The following is a 26,172-nucleotide window of genomic DNA, read 5'->3' on the forward strand; positions in this document are numbered from 1 at the left end:
GTCCATCCTGCATTTCCCTTTAGGACAAAGTATGAGCTTTTTAAATAGTGATAAATTACTGGATCTTCTTGTCGAAGATGGGCTGTTAAGCGCCGATAAGCGCCAGTTTGTCATTTTAGAAAAGGGAAAGCAGCGGCAGAAACTGCTTCGTCTGGCAGGAGGGAGGCGTAAGGAAGACCCGTATAAGATTGAAAAAGGATATCCTGACCTGGTTGCTGTGGTCGCGTCGCTGAATTTGGAAATTCCCGGGTCTAAAGGGGATTTGCTCAGCGAAGAGGTGATCATGCGTGCGGTTGGCCGTAAGCTGAAAATCCCTTTTAAAAAGCTCGACCCCCTGGAATTGGATATGGAAATTGTAACCAAAACCATTTCCAGATCCTTTGCTGTCAATCATCTAATTCTGCCCTTTGGCCTACGCAACGGTATCCTGGAGGTTGTAACCTACAACCCCGATAATCGCGGACCACTTGCCGATATCGAACGGGCAAACCAGGTGAAAATCAGGGCCTTTCTCTCCACCCGCACCGACATCAAAAAAATACTGGCTGAATTTTTCGGTTTTCAGCGTTCTATAACGGCTGCGGAAACTCAATTTAGCGGAACCGGAACAGACACCACGGTTGATATCGGCAATCTGGAACAATACGTGCGTCTCAGTTCCAGCAAGGAGCTGGCCTCGACCGATCAGCATATAAAAGCTGCTGTTAATCATCTCTTCAGCTATGCACTGGAGCAACGGGCTAGTGATATCCATATAGAGCCGAAACGGGATATCTGTATGATTCGCTTTCGGATAGACGGGGTACTGCATACTATCTATAAATTACCCAAAGCCGTGCATTCTGCCATTACCTCACGGATTAAGTCCCTGGCAAGGATGGATATCGCCGAAAAGCGCAGGCCTCAAGACGGCCGTATTAAAATCGGGCGTAGGGAGAAAGAGGGCGAGGCAGAGGTTCGGGTGTCCACAGTGCCGGTTGCCTTTGGCGAAAAAACCGTTATGCGGATCCTGGATGCAGATGTTATTTTTCAAAATCTGGACGGATTGGGATTTTCTCGGCGTGACCGGGTCGTGTACAACAATTTTATGTCGTCTCCCCACGGGATTGTGCTGGTGACTGGGCCCACCGGCAGCGGTAAGTCCACTACGCTTTATTCCACCCTTAAGCAGATTGCCGGCCCGGACATAAATATTGTCACCATTGAAGATCCGGTGGAGATGGTCCACGAGGAATTCAACCAGATTGCGGTGCAGGCACAAATTGATGTTACTTTTTCCAATATTTTGCGTAATATCCTGCGGCAGGATCCCGATATTATCATGATCGGAGAGATACGTGATTTGGACACGGCCACATATGCGGTGCAGGCGGCTTTAACCGGCCACCTGGTATTTTCCACTCTGCACACCAATGATGCAGTCTCCACTATTATCCGTTTGGAAGATTTGGGCCTGGAACCTTTTTTGATTGGTTCTACCATGCTCGGCGCGTTAGCGCAGCGGTTGGTGCGGCGTATTTGCCCCAACTGTACCGAAGCCTACGAGGTTGAGGCGGCGGAACTGCAAAAAATGGGTTTTCCTGTGGGGGAAAAGAGGGCGTTTGAGCTGCAGCGGGGCAAAGGGTGTCGTCATTGTCGGGGAACAGGCTATTATGGGCGTATTGGTATTTTTGAAATTTTCCCCATGTCGGAACAGCTGAAGGCGTTGGTTTCTTCCAGATCAACAGCAGACGATTTACGCCGGATCGCCATACGCGAGGGTATGTCTACCCTGCGGGAAGATGCCTGGCGCAAGGTGCAAAGCGGATTGACAACCATCGAAGAAGCGTTACGTGTAACCAGAGATGTGTAAGAGACAGGTTGTTTTTTTGTTAACTATGAGGTGGGCACAATAAGGGCATGGGAATTAACGTAGTCTGTAAAAATAAAAAAGCGTTTCACGATTATCATATCGATCAAACCTTTGAGGCGGGCATTGTGCTCAAAGGCCCGGAAGTGAAATCGTTACGGGCAGGTAAGGGAAACCTGCGTGATGGGTATGCCCAGATGAAGAATGGGGAACTCTTTTTGTACAATGTGCATATTTCACCTTACTCATTTGCCACCGATATGGTACAGGACCCTCTCCGGGTTAGAAAATTGCTGCTCCACAAAAGGGAGCTGCGCAAATTAATTGGAAAATTGCACGAAAAGGGGATTGCGCTTATCCCACTTAAGATATATTTTATAGGGAATGGGAAAGCCAAAGTTGAATTGGGACTGGCCCGAGGTAAAAAACTCTATGATAAACGAGCGTCGCTCAAAGAAAAACAGTCAAAACGCGATATAGATCGCGATATGCGACGTGGCGACTAAACAATTGCTCTAATTATATTAACACAAATTCTATATATGGGGACGAAACGGATTCGACGGGGATATTGAAGCTTATTGTTGCATGTCGAGTTGCTGTCAGCTCGTAAAATTGACGGATTTTAAATATAATCGCAGACGATTATAACTACGCACTGGCAGCTTAGTCTGCTGTGCCGCTCCACCAGTCTTTGTCTACGGGACTGGATTAGGAGCGTCGACTCTGTAGGCTGGTCAACCGCGTACGTCTGAGACACGGTTGGCGAGAACTTTTCAGGCTGGTATCCGGTTATCCCTGTTTCGGGGGAGCGCAGGATACGAGATTAAATCCCGAAACTAAGCATGTAGATACGTAAGGGGAGAGTTTCCGGACCCGGGTTCAACTCCCGGCGTCTCCACCATTTAAGTAGCCGATATTAAAGGTAAAGTTTATCTTTAGTGTCGGCTTTTTTCTTTCCCATTCTTTTCCCAACTTAATTATTATAGTGTCAATATAAAAAGCTAGTGGGCTAATTCTGGTGGCGGTGTACATAAGAAACATTCTGTACTTTTTAAGTTAGGTAAGTCATGTAGCTCTTCGTAATTTAGAGAAATGAATAAAAGAGCTTCTACAGATTCATGAGGAATTGATAAAAGTTCTGCAAGTATAAAAAACCAATCTTTTCCGTGTATTATTAGTCTTATATCTATTTGCTCTAGATCTTCTTTTTTCTTGTCAAGTTTTTCTTTTATCTCTTCGTAATTAGTCATGGCCAACGTTGATGAGTTCTGAATTAAATTAACCAATAGCTTGTGTTCGTTTAGTTCAATATTTTCTCCGTTGTTTAGAATGTAATTTTTTCTTTTGTTTTTTTGAAAGGTTCTTTGGAACGGGAGGTCAATGCCACTTTCTTCTGACTCTATCCGTAATAAGCCAATGGGGTAGGAAAAAGAAATTAATTTATTCGATAAGTCATTAAATGATACATTGTTATTCGCCAGTCCAGTTTGAATTAACTCGTTAATGCATTCAGCATTAAAACAATATGTCTCTAGGTCGCGATAGTCTGTTGTTATCGCATTGTCCGGTAACGTTAATTCAAGTATTTTGTTGTTATCGCCATCAATAAAAATAGAAACTCTGTCTTCTAGTCCATTCTGATTTAGGATCTTAACAAGTTCGATCAAACGACCTCTTTCTCCACCAGAAATTGCTGGGACATCAATCATGCATATAGGGTAAATAGAGCTATTCGGCCTTGTAGAGGGAGGGGTGAATTTTCGCCAAAATGACAAATCTCTGCCTCCTTCTACAAATAATATTTTTTTCTCTCTGTCTAGGGCCAGTTCGCCAATCAGTTCTGTAATGGTATATCGCATTGGTGCCATCTCTAAATCTGCCCTTGATTAAGTAAGTTCAACCCACTTATCCCTGTATTCAGAAGCTATTGTTGGGGAATGAGTTGCAAGTATAAAGAGTGGAGAGGCTCCTGATGCGCATGCGCATAGTGTCGAAATTAATTCACGTTGCCATTGTACATGAAGTGAAAGCTCAGGTTCGTCGATAGCAATCGTTGTTCCTGTTCTTTTGCTCACTAGCGCAGTTACCATCATGTATAATAAATGGTATTCGCCTGAACTTAAGTTGAACTCAGATATTTGTTCTTGGCTATTAGTTTCAATCTTCAAGCCTAACTCGTAATCAATGAGAACTTTTTTTCCCGCAAAAAATTTTGCTATCAAATTCTCGAATGTTTCAAGTCTTGCTGCTATAGATTCTCTTTGCGTATGTTTGATTTCTAGAGTTTCAACATAGGCTTCAAGTGCCGCAATAGCTGCGTCCGATTTAGTGTTAGGGTCGTCTGATTTTAATAAATCAGCTAATTGATTGATATCTCCAATGCTCATTGATAACCCGAACCTGCTCATTTTTTTTTCACTACTTTTTATCGTTTCGAGTCTTGATATGAGGCTACTAATAGTTGGTGACTGTCGATTTCTCACCTGTAGTCTTTTTATTATTTTCGGTATGAAATCAATATTTTCAGATGAGAAATATTTCTGATAATCAATTTGGGCTTCTTGTAAAAAGTTCTTAACCTTTACAGATAATGCTGATTTTATATTTTTTATATTCTCTAGTTTTCCCCTGTAATAACGGTCAACTCTTTGAATATTATCATGGCTATTATTTTTATTAAATCTTTCGATATTGTTTTCTGATTCATCGCGAAGTGCAATTGACCTATGAATGTCTACCTTTTGGTAGCTAACTTGTGACAATATAGGTAAAGCTTCATGTCTGAATTTCTCTATAGCATCGAGTTCTTTCTCAAATGCTGGTCCAGATTCAGATAATGATAAGCGTGCTTTGGTGTCGTTGAATGAAGCTTCTATGCATTGACGTTTTTCTGAATACTTTGCTCTTATCTTGTCACCTGATGATAAAATTAATTCAGATTCTAAAAATGGTACTTTTCTATATGAAGTGAAATCAAGTCGAAGTAGTCCATCAATCATGTCTAATATGGTCGTTTTTCCAATGCCATTTCGACCGACAATAATTACGATTCTTGGTAAGTCTTCTCCTTCTAGTGGAGGAGGAAAATTGATTGTATGTTCAAAGCTATTAAATAAATTTGTTATTGTGAATTTTGTAATTGTCAGCATAGTTATATTTTAGTTTTTTGAATATGAGTTACTGTCTTTGCACTGTCTGATGCCTGTTGATATATAGATCGAATGTCATCTGATCCAATTCTAAAATATCTCTCAAAAGCTTTATTCGTTTGGTGCATTGTTCCTTGTTTAATCTGTTCTGGTGAGAAATGTTTTCGTAATGCAACCGCAGAGCTATGCCGAGTTCCACCATATAGGTCAACACCTTCAATTTCGATATTTTTACAGGCTTTTTTCCACCATTTATAGAAATATTTATCTCCATATTCCTGCCCTTGGCTAATACCGCCTTTCCCCGTGTCGTGACGAAAGAAATACGATCTTGGAAAACTTGGCCCTGTTTGTTTGTAAAGTTCAATATCTTCATCAAGGATTGGAACAGGCTTGGTCTCGCCTGTTTTAGAGTGGTGAATATAGATATATCTATTTTCGGTATCTATATCTTGTTCTCTAATTTGAACTAATTCGCCAGGACGGATAGCGATATATGTGCAAAGCCACTTGATGCCAAGCCAAACTTTGAATGGAGCAATACGATAAATCTCTTCTAAAATAGCCTGCTGGGTTTCCTTTCCAATTATTTGTCTGTAGGCAAGTTGCACCTTGATTACTGGAAAATTAGGAATTTTAGAAATAACTTCTCGCTTAACAAGCCAGTTAAAGAAATCATGGAGTGCTGAGCGCATATTAGAAAGCGTTTTGCTCGAGAGCTTTTTACGGTGAAGAATGAAAAAATCTTCGATATCAGCAAATCCGATTTCTTTTATGTTTCGATGGCCCCAAGCGTCAATTGCCTTCATCATGTAGTTGTGAAGGTTGTTGTATGAGCTCTTTTTAACAGTATCTTCCTTGACTGTAAGCCAGGAGCTTGCGAGGTTGGCAAAACTAAGAGGTTTCTTGCTGGAATATTCACGGGCGTCAAATGTGTCTTCGTCGGTTTTGTAACGAAGGCCTGTAAGAAAGCGTTGGGCTTCTGGGTAGCTCTTGAATCTTCGTTTAACCCTATCAAAATGGACTCGGAAAGAAGTAGCAACTTGTTGAGGGTGAAGAGGGCAGCGAACCGCCTTTTTCCCATCGTCTTTCAGATTGTGACCGCAAACAGAACACTTTTGATCAGTGTAGATACCACCCTTCATACATAGCCCTCCTAGGCCGATGATAGAGCGGTGTCTGCTGTTTGTCAAACTGTCTGACATGACAATATAAAAGCGGTTCGCTTGAATGTGTAGTATTAGTCCATCAGTCCAATAGCATCATTCCTGCGTTTGCAGAACCTTCGAGAGAATTCTGAGTAGCGATCCTTGTGGAATTTTTTTAATTGATCGTGTGCTATTTTTTTTATTGTTTCTGCTATGCCATCAATATCGTCAACATCGTGTCCTGCTGCAGCAGCAACAGTGAGTAAGCAGCCTGTACCTTGAGCGATAAGAGGATCGATGTTAATCTTTGGAACAGGTAGAAGTCTTTTTAGGACGATTGATCCGCTGAACTGTGCAGAAGATACCAACTGCCAGAAGGAGGAGTTTTCAATGTGCTTTTGGTTGTTGTTTTCTCTGTCTACCGATTTACAAGCATGGCGCGCCCACTGTTGAGTGCAATACTCCCAAAGCGTTTGTAGAGAATTTTTTATTTCAGCGACCGTATTAACCTTATTGCCGTTTTCGTTGCTGAATTGATTGAGAATAGGCCTCCTGAGTTGAAATTCAGTCCTTGTTACTGGCAAATGATCAAATTTCTCTTGTTTCCACAGTTTGCTAAATAATTCTTGCTTTGAAGTGGCTTGCTTGTCTTTGAGCTCTTTAACCTTGTCATATATCCTGAGCATAATATCACCCTTACCCAGGGTAATGCCTGAGAGGGTATTACCATCATGATGGATACTAAATTGTTTAGCACGTTTGACCCATCTTGATTGGTCGTCCACCTTTGTTTGGGATAAAGAAATGTCGATAGTATCACAGGCTAAATCAACTCTTGAAACAGTTTCCCTTATAAGCTTAGCGCCCTGTACTTCGAGGAATCGAAGCAGGTAATCGAAAGTTTCGATATACCCAGGCGACCAGCATGAAATTGATCCAACCTCTATGCGTCCGGTGCAGAAAGAATCTGTAGATGATCGGTTATTAAGGAGTAAATGAGCATCACCTCTGCTCAAATGATAAGGAAAGAGGTTCCGGCCAGTTCTGTGAATATTAAAATCAATCCCCCAAAAGTTGAAAGAGAGGGATTTCATATTTGTCTCCTGAACGATCTGCTTCCGTTCGTCAACAAGTTCAAGGAAAGAGTGATCAGGCCATTCCAGCCAGATCGAAACATCTAAGGTATCAATACCAGTTACTAGTTGAGGGGGGCATGTTATACAGGTTTGCCCCTTTTCATCTCTCAGAGGCACATCACGTACCTCTGAGGATGAAAAAGACTCACCCTCGATTACATTTTGATTGGTCCCTGAGCCAGAGACAGGATTGACAGACGAGTGCGTTTGATTGTAAGTTGAGTCCATACGGACACCTCCGTGGTGTTTGTTGGGCCTACTGACTGGATGGTTCTTGGCGGGACTGGTCCAGTTGGTGGGCTTTTTTTATTGTTATTCTATAAGGGGTATTTTTTTATCGCTTTCTCCCACTTCTTTTTGAGATTTTCTTTTTCTTTTTCCTCCCTAATCCTTTCTTGTTCTATTTGCTCTTCGTATTTCCGCGAAGCTTTTTCTATAAGTCGTTCAGCTTCTTCAGGAAGAATACTGTTTTCTTTTAATTGTTTTTCTATGAAATATTTAGCGGATTCAAATTGTCCTTCTGGCGTTTTAGAATAGGCCTCATAGTATTCTTCTTGTTCGTTTTCCTGGGCATCACGTTCAGCACCGCATTTTTGATACTCTGCTTCTTCTGGGCTTGAGTATTGATACTTACCCACACGGTTTTCCAAAATTTCATCGTTAATGATGCTTGACATAGGGATTCCTTCTATGGCGCTGCAGCGTTTGAGAAGCTTATACATCCTGCTGTCAATGTAGAAAGTGGCTCTTGTTTTATCTTCGTGAATTTTTTTCATAGCATCCTCATAAGGTGGCTCAATATTGTATGAGCATAGCGACCGATCTTAAGTGTGTCAATAGAAATCCGCTTTTTCTCATAATTTATCTTTGATGTTATGAGTAACGATAATTTTTGTATGAGTATGTGTTGTGTTAATATAGGGCTGTTGCGGAATAATAAAATTAGCTGGTAAAACTCTTAGAGTAAGAAAAAAGAAATTATTGAGGTGTGCTGATGGTGACGAGAAAGGAAATGACTACGGCTATTCATGAAGAAAATGGGGAGTTGAGAGTTGAGAGGGGCGGAGTAGAGGTAAATGTGGTTGTAGGGGAGAAATATAAAATTGAACCGATTAACCCTAGAAAGAAAAAAAATAGAGGCCGCATTTGTAAAATATTGAATCTTCCAAGCGAGTTTATGAGTACTGAGGCGTTGGCAAAGTTTGAAGATACTAAAAGAACAGGTAAAGTTGATATAAGGGAATTGTTGCCATTGTGATGTTTTGTTGTAAGCATTCAATGTTTTAGGGGGATTGTGTCTTTTCTAGTTGAATCGAGTTCATGGACAGCTAGTGCAGAATAACTGCCTCCAAGGGCAATTTAGAGTAAACTGAGAGTCCGTAAAAGACGCTGAGAAGAGTACAAATGTATTTCATCGCAGTTAACGAGTTCGGAAGTAGTGGAAAGAGGGCCGGTAGGTGGAACTTTTAAAGACTTCTACGCTCCTAAGGTCGCTTGCTGGGGAACAGATCCCCAGCCCCCAGAGGTGATTCAAGCCGACTTGGAACAAAGGCGATTTTCTCCCGTTATTTTCCTAGATAGGTCTTAACGTCCATCAGGTCAATAAGGTGCGAGGTTCGACACCCTTGATACTCTTTTCTTTTCGCCCCCTCGCAAGCGCTCCCCCGCATGGAAAATCTTGCGAGAGAATAGTTTTAGCTGTCACTATGATAATAATTAGTAGAGGGTAGTACGCCCCGTGGCCTAGAGCTACACTGAGTCGGTAGATGAAAGTTAGAACCCGCGCGCTCGGGGGCTATAGATCGACACTGCCTGGCAATATTCCAAGTGTAAGGTAAGTGGTAATTGGGTATGGGCTTACTTGGATTGCTTAGCCTTTTATATAGAAGAGGAATGATGAAGAAATCAAATGGAAGTGGATTTTGTTTTTTGTTTCCCTATGAGAGTGGGGTGATAACTGCTTGGGGGTCAATGTGGAGCGGAAAAGAATATATCATTCAGAATGGTAAGGTACTGAGTCAAAAGAGATCTTTTTCGAAGAGAAGTGTTCATAGCTTTTCTTTGGATGAAAATGAACTCTCTGTTGTTTTTAGAACGGAGAATTTAATAACAGGTCGATTGTGTTGCTGTTTGATTGAGAACGGAGTCGAGAAAGAAAAATGTAAGGGCTTATTCAGTCTCAGGGAACTTGTCAAATCTACAGTCGTTTTCGTGTTGATGATAGTGATATCTTCTTTGATTATATCCGTAGTAAAAGGCCCTTCATGGAGTTATTACCTGGCTAATGGTCTAATACTTTGGTGGTATTTGAAAGATAGTTTGAAGGCTATTGAAATTAAAAAGTGTTGAAAAAGCCGGTGTGAAATAGATTGGTTTTCCCGGAATTTTCCCAATTGGTTGTCAGCTACCGGTATTCAAGACGGGGGATGGGTTCAACTCCCGGCGTCTCCACCAAAACATATTCCAAGATATTCTTGGAAAGGCTTAAAACCCGAGCTTAATCAATGAGTTCGGGTTTTTTGTTGTCTTGTCTGTTCCTGTAGAATCTATCGGTCGTCAATTGTGATCATACTTGTGGTAGTCTGCGACAATAATAGATCTGTACCCATTTTGGTCGTTTCTTGGACAATAAAAAAGGCAGAGCCGTTAAGCCCTGCCTTTGAAAGGTGATCCAATTTGCATCAACCAGATGTTCATGAAGCAGGTGCACAAATACAACTATCTATCATCCATTCCTGTGGATTTAACGCTATTTCTGACGGTTGCTCAATATGCTTTCTCTGATGCGGGAATCCTCTAAATAAATTAAGAACACCTTCTTGAATAATACAACAATCCATTTCGGATGCGTACATCATATAAAGAGATCTCAACAACCTGTCATAGCCATCACTTATCTCTTTTTTGTTGTTTTCCCATCTCGACAAAGTAGAAACGCTAACCCCCATAGCCTTTGCAAGATCTTTAGCTTTGAGTTGGAGGTTCTTTCGTAAAAATTTAATCTCCGCTGGTTGCAAAATAGCTTTTTTCTTTGTGCAGATATTGGCGCCTATTAACCTGTGCAGTTTGGAGATATCTGGAATTTCAGCAAATGCCTCTTCACAAGATTCGCAATAATACTGGGTGATCCCATACAATACGACATTTAAACCACATTCAGAATAATCATATGGTTTGTCTTTTATAACCTGCAATGTGTGGCCACAAATTGGGCATGTTTCCATAACTGTCACCTATGATAAAACAGTGATGATAAGAATAGCATTTTTTTGAATGATGGCAGTAACCACTCCACCTTCATCTCCTTCAAGGTCATCGCCTCGAATTTTATAACTCCAGTTTCCAGCCCGATCGTTGAATTTTTTTTCGATTATTCCCCCATGGGTCAAAATATACTCAACATCATGGGTTGTGTATCCACGCAACTTCATCCGCTCCTTAGCGTGACGGGTTAATATGAAGCGCCCTCCATCTAAAATAACACGACGAATAATCGCGTGTGCTGTTTCGTTATTTATTTCTTCTGCAGGATCAAACACTATAATATAATTTTAAGAAGAAGTTGACTTTGGATCAAGTTTTAGGTGTTTTTGCTTTTTCTGTCAAGTGGAAAGCTTTGCACTGTTATTTTATATCTTTGTGGTATTCTAAAATTGGGCCTCGGTTCGATTCCCTGTTGATCGATTCGTTGTCACAAGTACCGTGTCCTGTGTGTTTCACGGTACACGTTGTATCTATGGATAATCGATGTGGAGTAGGGGCTTCGACTCCCGCCGCCTCCACCAAAACATATTCCAAGGCAATCTTGGCAAGGTTGAAAATCCAACTTCAATCAATGAGTTCGGTTTTTTTCTTCGTCGTTATTGTCATGTGCGTTATGTAGTACCCAACGATAAATACATACTCGTTCTGACTGCATGAAACACTTTTACGAATACAATCATCAGTAATACTTTGCCTCTACGGTTGCTATTGATCCCGCTTCCTTTTTTTCTCCTTTAGCTCGCTTCCTCGCTCCCCAATCCACAATTCTTGATATAGGCTGTGGTTCAGGCCGAGATCTGCTTTGGCTTGCAGAAAGGGTATTTAAGGTTACCAGGTTTGAGCAGTCTGCCGGTCTGGCGAGCCTGGCTCGAAAGCATGCAGGGTGTCCGGTTATAGAGGGCGATTTCTGTGATTTCGATTTCAGCAGCTTGGTATTTGATGCTCTGGTTTTGGTGGGGCGCTGGTTCATCAGCCCCTATCGGCCATGCATGCGGTTCTTGCATCTCTTACCACGGCTTTGCAACCTGGCGGTTATATGCTCATAACTATGAAGCAAGGGACCGGCAGTTACTCCTTGCCCGATGGCAGGCAGTTCACTCTGTGGGGTAAGGAAGAAGTAGAAGAGGTTTAACGGTCTTGCGGATTGAGGATTGTCGATTTTTCCAGACAGATTTCCCAGTTGCGTCCGGAGGACATCTGGCTCGGGCATGTGTTGCAGCGGGTTAGCGAAACCGTTCCCGGCGATGCCATTTGAAATTGTCCAGATCAGGCCAAAATTTACTTTCCTGTGGTTTAAAGATCGGTCGTTCTGACAAGGTCAGCATGTGGCCGGGAAGATTTGGGTCTTGTTTTACCGATGGCGAAATCAGGACGCGGTATTGACGGTCAACAGACATCAGCCCCTCATCAAATGACCAGTGGCAGAGTTTACACAGGGCCATCCCATTGGTAGGGTGGTCGTCATGGCTTTCGCTCCATGGTCTAATATGGGCAGCGTCTATTGCAGTGTGCCCTTCTGCGGTGAGCATTTTAATGCCGCACAATGCACAACGATGCGTATAGAGGCGGACAATCGCTTTGCGAAAGCCTTGTCCTCTGATTTTTTCTTTGTTTTTCGGCTTAATCATTTCAGGAAAGAAAATTGATGAAGGTTCAGCCGTATTGAGCAAACTTTGTGAGTATTGGGCGGAAGCGCAGTTGAGGAAGGATTGTTCCCGGATTTTTTCTTGTATCTCCCGGGCAAAGTACTTTTCAATAAGGACCGACCGAAACTGTTCCCTTGTCTGGCTCATCTGCATGAGCATGAACAGATCCTCGGGAATTTTTGCACCCAGATAAAGTTGCCGCAGTTTTTTCATCGAGCGTATGGCAAGCCCTTTACGGTGCTTTATTCCCTTTTGCGGCACTAGTTCCCAAAAAAGGGAGCTTTCAAGATGGTAGAAGGGGTAGGCCATACTGGCCTGTCGGACTGTGTATGGCAGTATTGCAATATACCCAAGGAAAGTTTCTGTCAGTTCAAAAGAAGGGGTGATGAAATTCGTTGTGATCTGGCCCGATGCAATGTGATCGAGAATAGAAAGGAGGAGGACTGGTTTATAGGGGGAACAGTGATGGGTAAGGGGGGACCAGGATTTTCTGTTTTTATCGACTCGAAGTCCAGCAAAGGATATCAGGTAAGTCTCCAGTCTTCCGCACATGTGACCCTGGTTTTGGAGAGAAATTGAAAAAGTATATAATACTTACGTATTATGATCTGTTACCATACTCTGCTTTCTGCTGCCACTGATATGTCCTGCAGTCGCAACTTCCGGGTATGCAGGGGGCATACCTGCTGCGTCTCTGTGAAGAAATATTTAACAAGTGTATTGGTAGAACCCTCTCCATTGCCCTTTCCATGGTTTGCCAGTGGGAACTTGGAGAGTGGGATGTAATTATTTATTGGTATCTTTCGAAATTTGTAGATATTTTCCATTAGACAAAAGAAGCGACACGTTTCGTTGGAGATATTGGGTTGCGAGTGTTAATCCCTCGTTAGTTATCAACAGTTTCGGGAATTGGAATCATGAGCGAATACCAGTATTACGAGTTTCTCTCCATCGACCGGCCGTTAACAGCGGATGAGATGGCTCAACTGCGGGCGCTTTCAACGCGGGCCGTTATCACGCCGGTCAGCTTCACCAATGAGTACAATTGGGGCGATTTCAAGGGTGACCCCAGCAAGCTGATGCAATACTATTTCGATGCCCATGTCTATGTCGCCAACTGGATGACGGCTATATTCATGGTGCGCCTGCCCATCGAGGCATTGTCCAAATAGACGGCTAAAGCAGTGACCGTGCCTTACCTGTTGGATATCAGCGCCACCAATACCCATTGGATCATCACCTGGAGCCTGGAAGAATCTGAAAACTACGACCGCTTTGGCATGGAGGACGGCCGTAACTGGATGGCACGTTTGGCCCCGGTGAGGGATGAACTGCTGCGTGGGGATTTGCGCAGCTTGTATATCGGTTGGCTTGCAGTCGTAGGCGGTGAAATGGTGGATGATGAAGAGACGGAGCCGCTGCTCGTGAGCGGGTTGGGAGACCTGACAGCTTCTCAGCTGGCACTGGCCGAGTTTCTGGAGGTGGACCCGGATCTTCTGGCCGGTGCAGGCATGGGCAGCCCGGCTGCGCAAGAGACGGAAGTTTTACGACGGGAAACGGAAAAGTGGATTGATGCCCTGCCAAGAGATGAAGTCAATTCGCTTCTGAAACAATTGCTGGAGGGTAAGGGGCAGCAGGCCGAACGCTCTGTCAGGAACCGGTTTGCATCATGGCGACGCGGCTTCCAGGATAGCGATAGCAGCTCAGTCCGACGTACAGTGGGTGAATTGCGGCAGAACGCCGAAAAGGCATGTTTAATCCGGTTGGAAAAACAAAAACGGGACCGAAAGCAACGGGAGATTGAGCGGAGTGAGCAACGCAAGGCGCATCTGGAGAATCTTTCAAATGATTTTTCTAAGGCCTGGGCGTTGGTTAAAGAGCCCGTCGAGCGCGGATCGGGACGGGGGTATGACGAGGCTTGCCGTAAACTCGTCGACCTTGCCGAAGCCTATGATCTGTTTGCGACCAAAAAGCAATTCCAAAACGAATTGGAACAATTCATGGCTGGGCACACGCGACGCAAAGCATTGATTCAACGCCTGGTAAAGGCCGGTATTTGGGAGGATATATAAAAGATGAGTGCGCGAAGCCCGAAAGAGGGGAAGGAATTTGATGGTTTGGACAGACTCATTGAGGAAATCACCGTCGATGCATACGGCGATGATGAACAGCTCTGGGCCTTTGGGCAGGCCTTTGTGGAGAATGTTGCCCTGCCGACCGACGGCTTCGTCATCGGGGAACCGGTTTCGGTGGTTGCAATAGACTATGACGGTAACAAGCGGCGCGGTTTGACGGCAAAGTGCAGCCGAGAGGACGGGGCCGAATATGTGGTGGCGCTCCCTGAGGTCGTTTTACCGCAGAAAGCGGAGGGGGCCCGCTACATCGCAGCATATCGCAGGTTGCTCGGGCTCGATCCGTACCCCGCTGATGCCAAGAATTCCTCCCGACGTTTGCAGCAGCACAAAGCAGCAGACGATGACATCGACCTGAGCAACCCAGTTGAATTGGTCGCTCTATCGGTCAAGGAGCGTGCCGCCCGCTGCCGTTTGCTGGGAAGCGACCGGATCATTACCCTTCGAGCGAGCCCTCTTTGGGAGGTGGTGCCTGGAGTAATCGTCTTGGTAACACCCCGAAAGCAGTGGCGTTACGGGGGGCATCCTTATCTCTCCGGGGAGATTCAATCGATCCGGATTGACGTGGAGGCTCTCGATTTTGTACCACTGGGGCTTGAAGAGATGGGCATGTGGGACCCCAAGGAAGAGTATTGGGGGGAAGAAGGTGAACCCATCGAGGATTGGGCCAAGCCGATCATTGCTCACGGCCCCCGGCCCATGTTCGAAATGGAGCAGGTGCTGCCCGGCGAGGACCCTGATGACCCTTTCAGTGATCCCATCACCCGCTCCAACGATCTTAATGATGCCGGCGAGCAGGCAGAGGCGATTAAGATTCTGATGGAGCTGTGCCTGGCGGACCTGCGTTGCCTCGATGCCCATTCGCATCTGGGCAATTTTCTCTTTGATCGCCGGCCGCAAGATGCTATCCGGCATTACGAGGTCGGCCTGCGCATCGGCGAGTTGTCTTTGGGTGGCGACTTTACCGGCGTGCTGTCATGGGGACTTATCGACAACCGCCCGTTTCTGCGTTGTATGCACGGCTATGGATTGTGTCTCTGGCGACTTGAGCGCTTTGACGAGGCGGAGCAACTATTTCAACAGATGCTCTGGCTGAACCCGTCCGACAACCAAGGCATACGGTTTCTTATAGGTGAGGTGCAGGCAAAAACAGCCTGGAAAGATCGAGAATTCGAGTGACAAGTAAAGGAATACCATGAGCCCCACCAAGCGAAAACAGATCGATCCGATGGAAACGGCAATCGAAGCAGCGCTGTCTCCCGGCCGTTTCATTTCCTATAATGCAGCCTGGTCGTTTGTGGAGGATGTAGAGGGTGTTGCCGATGATATCAGTAAAATCATCAGGGAAGAGCCGGAACGGGCAGCACGGCTATACGAGCTCTTTATTGCCGCTTGCCATGAAAAAGCCGATGAGATCGACGACTCGAGCGGTAATTTCGGCATGCTGGTTGAGGAGCTGTTTCAAGGTTGGACCAAAGCACGTCAGGGTGCAAATTTTGATGCGGACGAGACTGCAATATCTTTGCTTTCCTGGATGGAGGACGACCCCTACGGATTTTGTCATGACCTTGATCGTGAGGTTGGCAAAGTGCTCGACAAAAAGGGGCTGGAGGCCTTCATCCGGCAGATTCGGGCCAAGCTCGAACCGGCTCCAATCCAGGATGACGAGGAAAAGCGTTTTTCCGATTACAAAAGCCGACGGTGGGGCGGCGTACTGAAGACGCTGCTGGCAGCCCAGCGTAATGTTGACGCTTATATCGCGCTCTGTGATGAGATCGGGCTTGAAGCCAAGGACTGTTTGACTCTCGCAAAAATTTACAAAAGCCGGAGGCGTCCTGAAGATGCGCTTGTCTGGGTCGAAAGGGGGGTAAAGATCGCACGGGCGGACAGCCGAACATCTTATCAAGAACACGAATTGAGTGAGCTGAAACGGGTGCTGCTGGCTAAGATCGGGCAGGTGGAAGACGCTCTTCAATCTGCCTGGTCCGAGTTTGAGGCGCATCCCTCCACGTTCACTTATAAGGAATTGATGCGCTATGTGTCGCCCAAAGAGAAAACGGATTGGCATCAAAAGGCCATGGCTGCATCGGAAAAAGGCGATTTGTCCTCTCAGATTGAACTCTGGCTTAAGCATAAAGAGTACGAGCGCCTTGTATCGCTTCTGAACCGGACCACAGGTGACGAATTGGAAGATCTCAGCCACTACAGTACTGAGCCGCTGGCGCGGAAACTGGAACGCGCTCATCCTGAAATATCAGCCAGAATATACCGTGCACTCTGCATGCGGATCGTCAATGCCGGAAAGAGCAAATATTATGACGCCGCGCTCGGCCATATCGAGTATGCCAAGAAATGTTATTTAAAAGCCGGTCTTGATGCCGACTGGCAAACGGTGGTTGCCGATGTGCGCAAAAAGCACTTTCGCAAAAAGGGTTTTATGGCCGGATTCGAGAATATCGTCGCCGACGCACCTAGGCACGTTGAACCTCCTTTTCTGGAACGTGCAAAGGCACGGTGGCCAAGAAAGTCGAAGAGGAGCTGAACCTGTTTTGAAAGAACAGGTTTGGGAAACAAGCCGGAACAATAGAGAATTTAGGGTCAGGTCTTTGCTTGGCTCTTCTCGGCCTGTGGATGAGTGGAAAAGGGGACAGCAACCTTTTTCGTAAAACCTGAGAACATTGATGGACAGGTGAAAAAAGGCCAACTTATTATGTTGCATGAAAAAGGAGAACCACTCTCGAAAATGGCGGAACTGCTTGAAATTAAAGAGAATAAGATGGCAACAGGTGCTTGTGCGGAAATTGCTATTATTTCAACACATTAGGTCAACTCACAACATAACTTTGGTAGTCAATATAATTATTGATAATAGTTATTTGCAAGTAGTGTTTATACTGTTCGTACTAATTACTTTACACTACACCTTCCTCTTTGTAGCTCAACAAGCTCATTAAGTGCTTCAGTAACAGATTCTTCTAACTTTGTGATTATAAGCTGTACATCTTGGTGTAGTGCATAAAATTCACCATAATTAGGCTGAGTAATCTCTTCTAACTGTACAGCTAGTGAAGCTAGATAGGCTAAGTTTTCAGGAAACTGGTCAATTTCCCTTATTGCCTTATTTGTAATCTCTTTATGCGCTTCAATCTGCTCTTCTAAGGATTTGCTATAATCGTTAACCTGCTTTAGCTGTTGCTCAAGTGCTTCTATCTGGCTTTTTAATTCAGTTATTTCCTGATCTGTTGTCATAGCTCTATGTAATTTTATGAGTAATCAGCTAGTGAATAATACCTTCTATTATATTTGGTGAATTGAGGAAAGAACTGGGGTCAGGTATTTGCTTGACTCTTCTCGTCAAATTTATTGGAAAAAAACAAGTTAAGTGTAAAGCTCGATTGTCAGTATTAAATACCGATACTCCCTTATAGGTCGTTTGCCACATGTTTGCCACCTTTCTCTCAAACGCTGGAATACTGGATGGGGCAAGGGTTCGACTCCCCCCCCCCTCCATTAGCATAACAGGAAACGGCAAGTGAGCATTTTTATCTTGTCGTCTTTGTTTGCTCTCCTGCCGGGCGGGGAATCATCAATACTCTCTTGGGTAGAAATTGCCAAGGGTTGGATTTAACTCACAGATCACGTAAGCAGCTGATAGATACCATAAGCAACGACCATCATAAGGATGAGTGTGGCCGCCCATATCGGTTTATCGTGACCAAGGTCGTCGACCCCGGCTTGTTTTGCCTGTGCTAAATCTTGCGGGTGATACATGCCTTTTCTGCAAAATAGAATTGTGGCAAAGAACATCCCTGATACAGCCAAAAAGATATGCAGTGTATAGGTAAATGCGGTCAGTGCATTTACATTATCAATCTGGGTAGAGCTTACTCCTAAGATTGCAGCACAAGTCATCATTGCCAGTGAAAATACATTGATAGGGGTTCGGGACTTTGTCACTGCAGTCCAGGCAGCATTTCCCTGGTCTTGTTGATTGGTGCTGTGATTCATCAGGTGGCCGCATTTTACGCACATGATTGCCAGGTTTGAAATTTCCTGCTCACATTCTGGACATTTGGTTAAGCTCATCTTTAATCTCCTGCCAAAAAGGGTATAACGCTCGTTAGTGAGCTATTCGTTAGGTTCTAGTTGATGTAAGGTTTTTTTCTCCGTTTGAAAAAGATTCTCATACGTCGTGCCGCCCTACCCAACGTTATCGCCTAGCCAATAAAGGCAAGAGGTGGCTGCAATTGCGGGAAGATGGGTAACAGTCCAAAACTTTAGAACAATATGGGACAAGGTTAAGCTGCTTTGGCTATTTATTAATTTATCCGGCATAAAGAACTTTTCCAAATCAAGCGTCCTTCACGTGGACAAATATACCGGACCACCCATTCATATGCGTTGTCCGACAGGTTGCGTCCAAACCGGCTTCAGCCAGAAATGCTTCCGTTCCGCCTGGCTTCATATACTCCTTAAAATAGGCATAATGCTGTTTACCTGCAATACGCTCCACGCATTGAACCGCAAAACCTGTAAAAAATGCGCTGTGGCCGACTGGAAGATGATAATCAGCAACAATAACAAGCCCACCCTTGCGGACAAGTCTGAGAGCTTCTCGAATAATAGCAAAAGCCACATTACGAGGTTTTTCGTGCAAGGCAAAACTGACAGTAACTGCATCAAATGAGCCCTCCTCCATAGGCAGATCAGATGCATCATTTTCTAAAAAATTAATTTCAGGATGGTTGCTTCGGGCAATATCCAGCATAGCGGGTGACAAGTCTGTACCAATCGGCTTTAGGCCCGCTGCCACAGCTTTGCCGACAAGAAGTCCTGTTCCGCAGCAGATATCAAGAAGTGATGAGCAACCGTGTACTTTTACAATGTCTACTATATCCCTGTGCGTCGAATGCAAAAAAGGCCCTACCAACAGGTCATATAAACTGGCGTGATTTCGATATTCATCCATTGGTATATTATTTGTTTGGTTGTGATTTGGTCACGGCCTATTGGTAACTTCAGCAATACAACAGGCGGGGGCTGGGAGCCTGCCGGAGAAAGCTCTTTTGCCCCATTTCTGTGTTATTGGCGAAAAAATAATGTTCGCAATATTAACTATATGGCTCTGCTTATTTTCCCGCCAATGCCTTGAACTGAACCAAAATAGCAATTCTCCGACACACTCCTAGCCTCTTTTTGAAAAGTAACTTGCTTAAACGTATTTTAAAAACCTTAACTAACCACATAAGGCCATTCGGGGCAGGCCACGATACAAGTAAACAAAATGAAGTTGCCATAATTTTTTTTAATTGTTTGCCACTCTAGTCGCAATCCCTGGTATAAATTATTTGGAGAAGAATTCGCCCTCAGCCATCTCCAGCCAAGGACAATGCGTGGGTTACAGATCGACCTGCCGATCAATAGCTGGTTGGTCGAATAACGGAGAATACTCGTTTCTTCTTCTCCGACCGATAAAAATGGGAAAATCAATCATATTCAGTTAAGAATCCCAACAGCCTGAAGGCAATTGGATCAATAATGTTACAGCCGGAAAGAGCAACATACAAATCAGAGTTGCTTGGATTCAAGGAAGCCAAGCAGCTATGTAAAACCAGTATTATACCATTGCCAGCAGAAAAACTTCCTCTGCTCGGAGCAGCCGGCCGAATCCTTGCCCATGATATCTTCGCATTGGTAGACTCCCCTTCAGTTGATGGGTCATTAAAAGACGGGTACGCGGTTCTTTCCAAGGATATCGAAACAGCCTCCAAAAACAAACCCATTACCCTGCAACTTGCGGGCACCCTTTATGCCGGTGGCACAGAATCGTTGTCCATGACTCCTGGTACCGCTATTAGAATATTAACCGGGGCAGAAATTCCGGAGGGAGCTGACAGTGTTGTCGCTGAAGAGTTCACCCACCAGGCAGGGGAGAAGCTTACGGTCATGAATACCGCTGAACCCGGCAGAAATATTCTTTTCCGTGGAACGGATGTCAGGCTGGGGGAAGTCATTGGTGCAAAGGGCAGTCATATTACTCCCGGCATTCTTGGGCTTGCTGCGGCTGCAGGCCACAACAGTTTATCGGTGGTCAGGCGTCCAAAGGTCGCTCTCATCGCCACCGGTGATGAAATTGTTGCACCAGGTCAACCACTTGACAGGGGGAAACTGTATGCCAGCAATATTACCACACTTGCAGGATGGTGCCGTAAGTACGGTTTGGATGTGCATTTAGAAATTGTACAAGACACCCCCGAGGCAATTGAAAAGTGCTTTACTCAAATGCACACCACCTGCGACGCAATGATAACCAGCGGCGGTGCATGGACCGGAGATCATGACCTTGTGGCAAAGGTTATCTCCCACATGGGTGGAGAAATTATTTTTCATCGTTTGCGGATTGGACCCGGCAAAGCCACTGGGTTAGCGATGCTCTCCGGCAAACCTGTGTTCATACTTCCCGGCGGTCCACCTTCAAATCTTATGGGATTTCTTCAAATCGCACTTCCCGGTATTATGCAGCTTGGCGGATACTCCGACCCACCGTTGTCATGCTGTCGTGTCTGTTGCAGTGAAGAACTGCGGACGAATTTTCCCGATTGGGTGCAATTCATCTTCGGTCGGCTACAAACAAAAGCCGACGGCGAGCCCCCGCTTTTTATCCCGCTCTTGAAAAAAAGCAGGCTTCGTTCCATGGCAGAAGCTGATGCTGTTATCTCAATTAATGAAGGCAAAACAGCTATTGCTGAACATGCGATAATCACAGCTCAACTGTTACGGTAAGGACTCTTCGTTTCAAGGTAACTCCCAGGCACTCCACGGAGTATTGCGCTGGTCGCTTACCTCTTCGGACAAACACGTTTTGAACCTGGCACCGCCTGAATTGATGAGAAATTACGGTTAGAGGGTAACCCTCTGATTATGCCGGCTGAAAGTTGTCCCTTCCATATGAGAGTGGATCTGAATTTCATGTTTAGGAGTGCATTATTCTCAATTGATATTTTGGACTTCAAAAGGATTGTCACGTATCAAGCAGGAGCAATTCATGTGCTTAATATTCACGAGCTGGTAGCAGACTCGCCCCTCTTCATTCGTATCAAGTCGGCGATGGCACCATTTAGTCTTGCCTGGAGTTATTCCATGTCATTTTGTGTGAGATTGTTTGAAATACATATCGATGGTCAAAAAGCTGACATGAAAGAGCGCCGGAAGGGGGGCAATAGGTCGTAAGAATTATTAGCTGGAATTTTAATATGAAAGTAATTGCAGAAGAACTCTGTGAATATGGGTGAAGCTGGGTGTCTCTGAGGTGGATGAAAGAAAAGCGAGAGTCACTGGTGGTGTTCCGTGGCTCTCGCTGTTGGCTTATATTGTGAAACTGTGGCTAACCGGCAACAGCTGATTGGGAAGAGAAGGCTTGCGTCTGCCACCTTTCTGGCGTAGCACTCAGTGTCTGATGGCATATCGTTACCATAAGAGATGTTTTTTCAGGTAACAGGTCATTGACATCATACAGCACTTTACCAGCTATTAGCACCCGGATGTATTCAAAAAGATGCCCTCTGGTCATCAGCGTTACAGGCACTGTTATTATTTTGATGCAAACCACAAGGCAGGTACAAGTAGCTTTATAAAGTTTATAGTTGATGCTGCTTAACCTTGTGCCATACTAGTATTTTCTGGCTTGCCTTACGCCAGCCACGCCTGAGTAACAGGTACGGCCAGAGAAGACTAATCAGGCAAATACCAGGCAAGATAAATTTATCTGAGCTCTCTTCTTTCTCAACCATTATCTTTCCGGCCTTCTGTTTCAGGTCGGTTTGCGATAGATATAATGCGTAGATAGCCGTGATTAATACGTATAGTATGAATGTTTTCATTTTCTACCTCCGGTTGGTGGTATGTGTGGTTAACATTTCGAAGCAAAAGGCATGTTGTCTGGGATAGCAATTAGCCCCTGACTGTCTCCATACGGTGCATTTATTATTTTATGGGTAACTGTTTCAGTAGCGTAACGCCAGTTACCACTTTGGTATTTCCGCTTACTTATTTGTAATTGAATGGATGCAGGCATAAGAATCTATAAAGAGGTATTCTCCGAAGATTTCAGTGAGGCTTCCCACCTTACGGCCATTTACCATTCAGTCGCTGCCTTCATCGGCTATCTTGTCCCAATTAGTGTTCTGTTTTTATAGCTTTTGTTATGCAGATATCTTGCCGCTTTAAAGGCAAAAATGATTTTTGGTTCTGCACAGTTAGCAGGGGACAACTTTTGCCTCTTCATGTCGCTAATCTCGGGAGTGTTTACAGCCGCTTTCAATTCTAAATGCTACAGCTTCTCGTACTGTTCGGATCAGGCTCTGGCGGCTTTGGCGGAAGAATGAAGTCTGGGAACTGTCGAGACCGGCTCTTGTTGCCATTGGCCTTGTCTCTCTGGAAAGAGACGATTTTCAGATAGCCTGCTTGGTTCGCAAAATACCGAGGGGAAAATTTATCAGGGACGCGAATGGCAACAAGTATTGTTGGAAATTTACAACCGTCAGTGTGATAATGAAAAACTGGCCGACATGCTGTATCAGGAGGGAGGAACCCTTTTCCTCCACCCCCGTTGCCCTAGATGAGCTTTTTGATGTTATCGTAAGTCAAGCTGGGCAAGGCCTATATTGAGAGTGAATTGGATAAAGACCGAATCGTTGGGGATCGCTTACGTGACAATGGCTTTGGAAGGGTTCTCAACCAGTTTGAATAATATGTGAAAGGGAAGAGGTTCTGGACAATAAAGGCCTTGTAACATCAGAAGGAGCAACGTTCCAGTTTATCCACGCACTTCGAGGTTGAACTCGCGATAAACTCAGTGTGTATCTATCTGGATCTCTCTCTGTTTCCTGCTTGTTTGTGGGAACCTGGCCAGCATCAAAAGCGCCCTGCCAGGTTTTGAAATAATATTAATATGTTAGAGAAATTGACGTTTAAAGACGTGACAGCATCGTTGTTTTTTTACCCATAATTACTCAATCTTCGTCCTCTATATCCAGCATTCCTTTGGGCTTTTTTGTTCGGTAGCCAGGTTTGACCAAAATTTCTAAATAAAAAGAATCGAGCTGTTTTGCTTCAGCCTCTGAAATATGCTTATTAATGGTGGATAGATGAATAACTTCACTTGTTGCCTCATCAACCCCGAATCGGCAGTCAAAATCCCAAAAATCGACACCAGCGGGCAGCTTTTTTCTCCGTTCTCTTCGTATATATTTTTTTACTTCATACTTGATCGCTTCAACAAGCCTTGGGAGTTTGAGCTTTGGGTGGCTTAATTCAAACGTTTTTTTCATAGTGATTCCATAATGTGTTTGGTCATATTTATTCTTTGAGAGAGCTGTATGCTCCCATCCATTCCAGGTGCATCTGCAAAGCTTGTTTCAATGTCTGCTCCATACCCTTCCTGTGGGATCCTGACCAGTAAATTTTATTGCAGGCACTGCAGCGTGAAAATTCCTCGTAGTGTTTTTTGGTTAATGGTTCAAGATCGTTCATGATTTCTTCTTTGGCAACCGACTGCAGAAGGTCGTTGCAATGAATACAGCGGCTGAAAGGATTGATTTTGTTTTGTAGGCCATAATAGTGAAGCACTTCCGCCAGTTGCTCGGTCGGGTTCTGGGAGCGAATCAGGTGACCGTGTTCGATAATTTTTCGTCGTAGCAGGCCGCGATCTCTGCTGAGTACTATACACTGCTTTTGCATCGCTAACCCAGCGAGCTCGCTGTCTACGAGATTTGGTTCGTAAAGTGTATCCATACCGATCATGCGAAGGTGGGTTCGTAGTTTTGCCACATTAACATCAACCAGGAAGCGCAGATGCGGAAGGTGGTTAGGCCTGAGAAACGACTTTCTGCATGGGTCGACGGGAACAGCAAGGGGCGAGACCTGTATACTGTCTCCGGGGCAGAGCAAGTAGGAAAAGTCCACTGCATTTTTGTTAACCAGGATGGAGCCGATTTCTGTATGGGGAATATCAAAGGATTCTATTGCATCCTTGATGGATGTTCGCCTGCCGAGAGTATGGGAGATGGTTTTTTGGTGTCGAAAAGATGGGGCGAGGAGAGGACGCAGCATTTTGTGAAAAGAGAGAGTTATCTCCATGGTGCTTTTCACTGTGCTTGATCTCTTCCCAGTTGTCATCGTTCGTTTTTTTCGCTAACTCGCTGTATAGCAAACCATTTGCTTATTAATGTATTTTGTAATGGATTAGGTGAAAAAACATGTATCCAGGATGGTCTATAGCTATTGAGCTATTATACTATAGTTATTGATGGATTTTTTACGAGTTTATCATGGTTGTACTTTTACAGCATTGGATCATCGCCATTCGAACGGGTAAGATACTCAAGGCGAGGAAGAGGTAACGCCATAGCAGAGGAGCGTGACGAAAATGATTGAAAAAGTCATCATCATGGGAGCGGCTGGTCGCGATTTTCATAATTTCAATGTCTATTTTAAGGACAATCCCCGCTACAAGGTCATTGCCTTAACCGCAACCCAGATCCCGGATATTGCAGGACGTGTGTACCCCCCCTCGTTGGCTGGTGATCTCTATCCCCAGGGAATTCCCATTTATCATGAAAAGGAACTGTGCCGACTGATCCGTAAGCACGCTGTAGATCTGGTGGCATTTTCATACAGCGATATAGCCCATACCGATATCATGCATATCGCTTCCTCTGTGATGGCTGCGGGTGCGGACTTTACCTTAATCGGTGCGACCTATACCATGCTCCGTTCGCGCAAACCCGTGGTTGCAATCTGTGCTGTTCGAACCGGTTGCGGCAAGTCGCAAACTACACGCCATGTCTGCTCCATTTTGCAGGATATGGGGAAAAAAGTGGTCGCTGTCCGTCACCCTATGCCGTACGGGGATTTGACCAGACAGGTTGTACAGCGGTTTGCGTCGTATGAAGATTTTGAGACCCATAAATGCACCATTGAAGAGCGGGAAGAGTATGAGCCGCTGGTGGATCAGGGGCTTGTTGTGTATGCAGGGGTGGACTATAAAAAAATTCTTGCCGCTGCCGAAACAGAGGCGGACGTGGTGGTGTGGGATGGTGGAAATAATGATACGCCCTTTTTCTATCCTGACGTGCATATCACTCTTTTTGATCCTCATCGACCAGGTCATGAGCGTCTGTATTATCCCGGCGAAACAAATATGCTCATGGCGGATATCGCCGTTATAAACAAGGTGGACAGTGCTCCTGGTGATCAAGTCGGTAAGGTGAGGGCTACTATAGAAAAATTCGCTCCCCTGGCAGATATTGTACTGGCCGAGTCAGCCCTGAAGATTGAAACGCCGGAACTTATCCAGGGGAAGCGGGTACTGGTTGTGGAAGACGGCCCCACCTTGACCCATGGCGGAATGGAGTTTGGGGCGGGGGTGTTGGCTGCAGAACGTTTTCAGGCTCGAGAATTGGTCAACCCCAGACAGTATGCAGTTGGCAGTATCTGCACAACCTATGAACAGTATCCACACCTGCAAAGGGTGCTTCCAGCCATGGGATATGGCGGCAAGCAAATGAAAGAGCTGGCGGCAACCATTAACCAGACATCGTGTGACCTTGTTCTTTTTGCCACTCCCATTGATTTGCCGCATCTGCTTACCATCAACAAGCCAACCTTGCGCGTCAAATATGCATACAAAGACCATGGAGAGCCAACCTTGAAAACTGTTCTCGAGCAACGGATGCGGCAACTGGCAGGGTAATTGGCCTATGGTATGGTGCTTTGTGCATATATGGTGTGTTTCTTTTGGTGATTTATCAATGTTGATGGTAGGTTATGCTGTACTTTGTTTCGC

At 44.9% G+C, this 26,172-nt stretch carries 25 protein-coding genes and 1 other RNA gene; 12 read left to right on the forward strand and 14 right to left on the reverse strand.

Annotated elements, in window-relative coordinates:
• The first annotated feature begins 31 nt into the window (after window positions 1-31).
• From ACHZCY_RS14005 to ssrA, 3 genes are all read left to right on the forward strand, one after another.
• Entirely contained in the window at window positions 32-1,852 is a 1,821-nt protein-coding gene (locus tag ACHZCY_RS14005) for a GspE/PulE family protein (RefSeq protein ID WP_205222119.1), read from the forward strand.
• A gap of 47 nt (window positions 1,853-1,899) precedes the next feature.
• Window positions 1,900-2,355: an SsrA-binding protein SmpB gene (gene smpB, locus ACHZCY_RS14010; protein ID WP_205222118.1), complete on the forward strand. Its 456-nt coding sequence runs from the start codon at window positions 1,900-1,902 to the stop codon at window positions 2,353-2,355.
• A gap of 38 nt (window positions 2,356-2,393) precedes the next feature.
• Window positions 2,394-2,753, forward strand: a transfer-messenger RNA (tmRNA) gene (gene ssrA / locus ACHZCY_RS14015).
• A 100-nt stretch (window positions 2,754-2,853) separates the two neighbouring features.
• On the opposite strand, the gene ACHZCY_RS14020 is transcribed toward ssrA, so the two are convergent.
• The 5 genes from ACHZCY_RS14020 to ACHZCY_RS14040 form a co-directional block, all read right to left on the reverse strand.
• Entirely contained in the window at window positions 2,854-3,720 is an 867-nt protein-coding gene (locus ACHZCY_RS14020; RefSeq protein WP_319549324.1) for a DUF4435 domain-containing protein, read from the reverse strand.
• A gap of 18 nt (window positions 3,721-3,738) precedes the next feature.
• Window positions 3,739-5,001 carry an AAA family ATPase gene (locus tag ACHZCY_RS14025; protein WP_319549325.1) on the reverse strand — a complete coding sequence of 421 codons (1,263 nt, stop codon included), beginning with the start codon at window positions 4,999-5,001 and terminating at the stop codon, window positions 3,739-3,741.
• A 2-nt stretch (window positions 5,002-5,003) separates the two neighbouring features.
• A complete protein-coding gene (locus ACHZCY_RS14030; RefSeq protein ID WP_319549326.1) occupies window positions 5,004-6,146 on the reverse strand; it encodes a tyrosine-type recombinase/integrase in 1,143 nt (380 codons plus the stop codon).
• Between the two features lie 95 nt (window positions 6,147-6,241).
• Window positions 6,242-7,513 carry a hypothetical protein gene (locus ACHZCY_RS14035; protein ID WP_319549327.1) on the reverse strand — a complete coding sequence of 424 codons (1,272 nt, stop codon included), beginning with the start codon at window positions 7,511-7,513 and terminating at the stop codon, window positions 6,242-6,244.
• Between the two features lie 89 nt (window positions 7,514-7,602).
• The gene (locus tag ACHZCY_RS14040; protein WP_319549328.1) at window positions 7,603-8,061 is read right to left on the reverse strand and encodes a hypothetical protein; all 459 of its coding nucleotides are present in this window, start codon (window positions 8,059-8,061) and stop codon (window positions 7,603-7,605) included.
• A 236-nt stretch (window positions 8,062-8,297) separates the two neighbouring features.
• Between ACHZCY_RS14040 and ACHZCY_RS14045 the strand changes: the two genes are divergently transcribed.
• The gene (locus ACHZCY_RS14045; RefSeq protein ID WP_319549329.1) at window positions 8,298-8,543 is read left to right on the forward strand and encodes a hypothetical protein; all 246 of its coding nucleotides are present in this window, start codon (window positions 8,298-8,300) and stop codon (window positions 8,541-8,543) included.
• A 1,435-nt stretch (window positions 8,544-9,978) separates the two neighbouring features.
• Here the strand turns inward: ACHZCY_RS14045 and ACHZCY_RS14050 are convergent.
• Both ACHZCY_RS14050 and ACHZCY_RS14055 read right to left on the reverse strand, forming a co-directional pair.
• Window positions 9,979-10,509 (reverse strand): type II TA system antitoxin MqsA family protein, encoded by a 531-nt coding sequence (locus tag ACHZCY_RS14050; protein WP_319549330.1) that lies wholly within the window; start codon window positions 10,507-10,509, stop codon window positions 9,979-9,981.
• A gap of 9 nt (window positions 10,510-10,518) precedes the next feature.
• A complete protein-coding gene (locus ACHZCY_RS14055) occupies window positions 10,519-10,824 on the reverse strand; it encodes a DUF4258 domain-containing protein (protein ID WP_319549331.1) in 306 nt (101 codons plus the stop codon).
• Between the two features lie 498 nt (window positions 10,825-11,322).
• Here ACHZCY_RS14055 and ACHZCY_RS14060 point away from each other — a divergent pair, with 498 nt between their 5' ends.
• A complete protein-coding gene (locus ACHZCY_RS14060) occupies window positions 11,323-11,595 on the forward strand; it encodes a class I SAM-dependent methyltransferase (RefSeq protein WP_394713443.1) in 273 nt (90 codons plus the stop codon).
• A gap of 177 nt (window positions 11,596-11,772) precedes the next feature.
• Here ACHZCY_RS14060 and ACHZCY_RS14065 read toward each other — a convergent pair whose 3' ends face one another.
• A complete protein-coding gene (locus ACHZCY_RS14065; protein WP_319549332.1) occupies window positions 11,773-12,747 on the reverse strand; it encodes an HNH endonuclease in 975 nt (324 codons plus the stop codon).
• A 365-nt stretch (window positions 12,748-13,112) separates the two neighbouring features.
• Here ACHZCY_RS14065 and ACHZCY_RS14070 point away from each other — a divergent pair, with 365 nt between their 5' ends.
• The 5 genes from ACHZCY_RS14070 to ACHZCY_RS14090 all read left to right on the forward strand — a co-directional run bounded on the left by ACHZCY_RS14070 (window position 13,113) and on the right by ACHZCY_RS14090 (window position 17,151).
• A complete protein-coding gene (locus tag ACHZCY_RS14070) occupies window positions 13,113-13,367 on the forward strand; it encodes a hypothetical protein (RefSeq protein WP_319549333.1) in 255 nt (84 codons plus the stop codon).
• A gap of 129 nt (window positions 13,368-13,496) precedes the next feature.
• Complete coding sequence (locus ACHZCY_RS14075) at window positions 13,497-14,267, forward strand: hypothetical protein (protein WP_319549334.1); 771 nt, start codon at window positions 13,497-13,499, stop codon at window positions 14,265-14,267.
• A gap of 3 nt (window positions 14,268-14,270) precedes the next feature.
• Window positions 14,271-15,506: a hypothetical protein gene (locus ACHZCY_RS14080; RefSeq protein WP_319549335.1), complete on the forward strand. Its 1,236-nt coding sequence runs from the start codon at window positions 14,271-14,273 to the stop codon at window positions 15,504-15,506.
• 16 nt (window positions 15,507-15,522) lie between these two features.
• The gene (locus ACHZCY_RS14085) at window positions 15,523-16,869 is read left to right on the forward strand and encodes a DUF6880 family protein (RefSeq protein ID WP_205222110.1); all 1,347 of its coding nucleotides are present in this window, start codon (window positions 15,523-15,525) and stop codon (window positions 16,867-16,869) included.
• Between the two features lie 93 nt (window positions 16,870-16,962).
• On the forward strand, window positions 16,963-17,151 hold the full coding sequence (locus ACHZCY_RS14090) for a hypothetical protein (RefSeq protein WP_319549336.1): 189 nt from the start codon (window positions 16,963-16,965) through the stop codon (window positions 17,149-17,151).
• Between the two features lie 83 nt (window positions 17,152-17,234).
• On the opposite strand, the gene ACHZCY_RS14095 is transcribed toward ACHZCY_RS14090, so the two are convergent.
• From ACHZCY_RS14095 to ACHZCY_RS14105, 3 genes are all read right to left on the reverse strand, one after another.
• Window positions 17,235-17,576, reverse strand: a complete 342-nt coding sequence (locus tag ACHZCY_RS14095) for a hypothetical protein (RefSeq protein WP_205222108.1) — start codon at window positions 17,574-17,576, stop codon at window positions 17,235-17,237.
• 387 nt (window positions 17,577-17,963) lie between these two features.
• Complete coding sequence (locus tag ACHZCY_RS14100; RefSeq protein ID WP_319549337.1) at window positions 17,964-18,413, reverse strand: hypothetical protein; 450 nt, start codon at window positions 18,411-18,413, stop codon at window positions 17,964-17,966.
• Window positions 18,414-18,678: 265 nt separating this feature from the next.
• Entirely contained in the window at window positions 18,679-19,296 is a 618-nt protein-coding gene (locus ACHZCY_RS14105; RefSeq protein WP_319549338.1) for a class I SAM-dependent methyltransferase, read from the reverse strand.
• A gap of 569 nt (window positions 19,297-19,865) precedes the next feature.
• Between ACHZCY_RS14105 and ACHZCY_RS14110 the strand changes: the two genes are divergently transcribed.
• A complete protein-coding gene (locus ACHZCY_RS14110) occupies window positions 19,866-21,110 on the forward strand; it encodes a molybdopterin molybdotransferase MoeA (protein WP_319549339.1) in 1,245 nt (414 codons plus the stop codon).
• An 854-nt stretch (window positions 21,111-21,964) separates the two neighbouring features.
• Here ACHZCY_RS14110 and ACHZCY_RS14115 read toward each other — a convergent pair.
• From ACHZCY_RS14115 to ACHZCY_RS14125, 3 genes are all read right to left on the reverse strand, one after another.
• Window positions 21,965-22,207, reverse strand: coding sequence for a hypothetical protein (locus tag ACHZCY_RS14115; protein ID WP_319549340.1), 243 nt, complete (start codon window positions 22,205-22,207; stop codon window positions 21,965-21,967).
• Window positions 22,208-23,338: 1,131 nt separating this feature from the next.
• On the reverse strand, window positions 23,339-23,656 hold the full coding sequence (locus tag ACHZCY_RS14120) for a DUF6172 family protein (protein WP_319549341.1): 318 nt from the start codon (window positions 23,654-23,656) through the stop codon (window positions 23,339-23,341).
• A 28-nt stretch (window positions 23,657-23,684) separates the two neighbouring features.
• Window positions 23,685-24,476 (reverse strand): Mut7-C RNAse domain-containing protein, encoded by a 792-nt coding sequence (locus tag ACHZCY_RS14125; RefSeq protein WP_319549342.1) that lies wholly within the window; start codon window positions 24,474-24,476, stop codon window positions 23,685-23,687.
• Between the two features lie 277 nt (window positions 24,477-24,753).
• On the opposite strand from ACHZCY_RS14125, the gene ACHZCY_RS14130 reads away from it, so the two are divergent.
• Window positions 24,754-26,079 (forward strand): cyclic 2,3-diphosphoglycerate synthase, encoded by a 1,326-nt coding sequence (locus ACHZCY_RS14130; protein WP_319549343.1) that lies wholly within the window; start codon window positions 24,754-24,756, stop codon window positions 26,077-26,079.
• The last annotated feature ends 93 nt before the right edge of the window (window positions 26,080-26,172 follow it).

Source organism: Desulfogranum marinum, from assembly GCF_963675105.2.
Taxonomy (GTDB): domain Bacteria; phylum Desulfobacterota; class Desulfobulbia; order Desulfobulbales; family Desulfobulbaceae; genus Desulfogranum; species Desulfogranum marinum.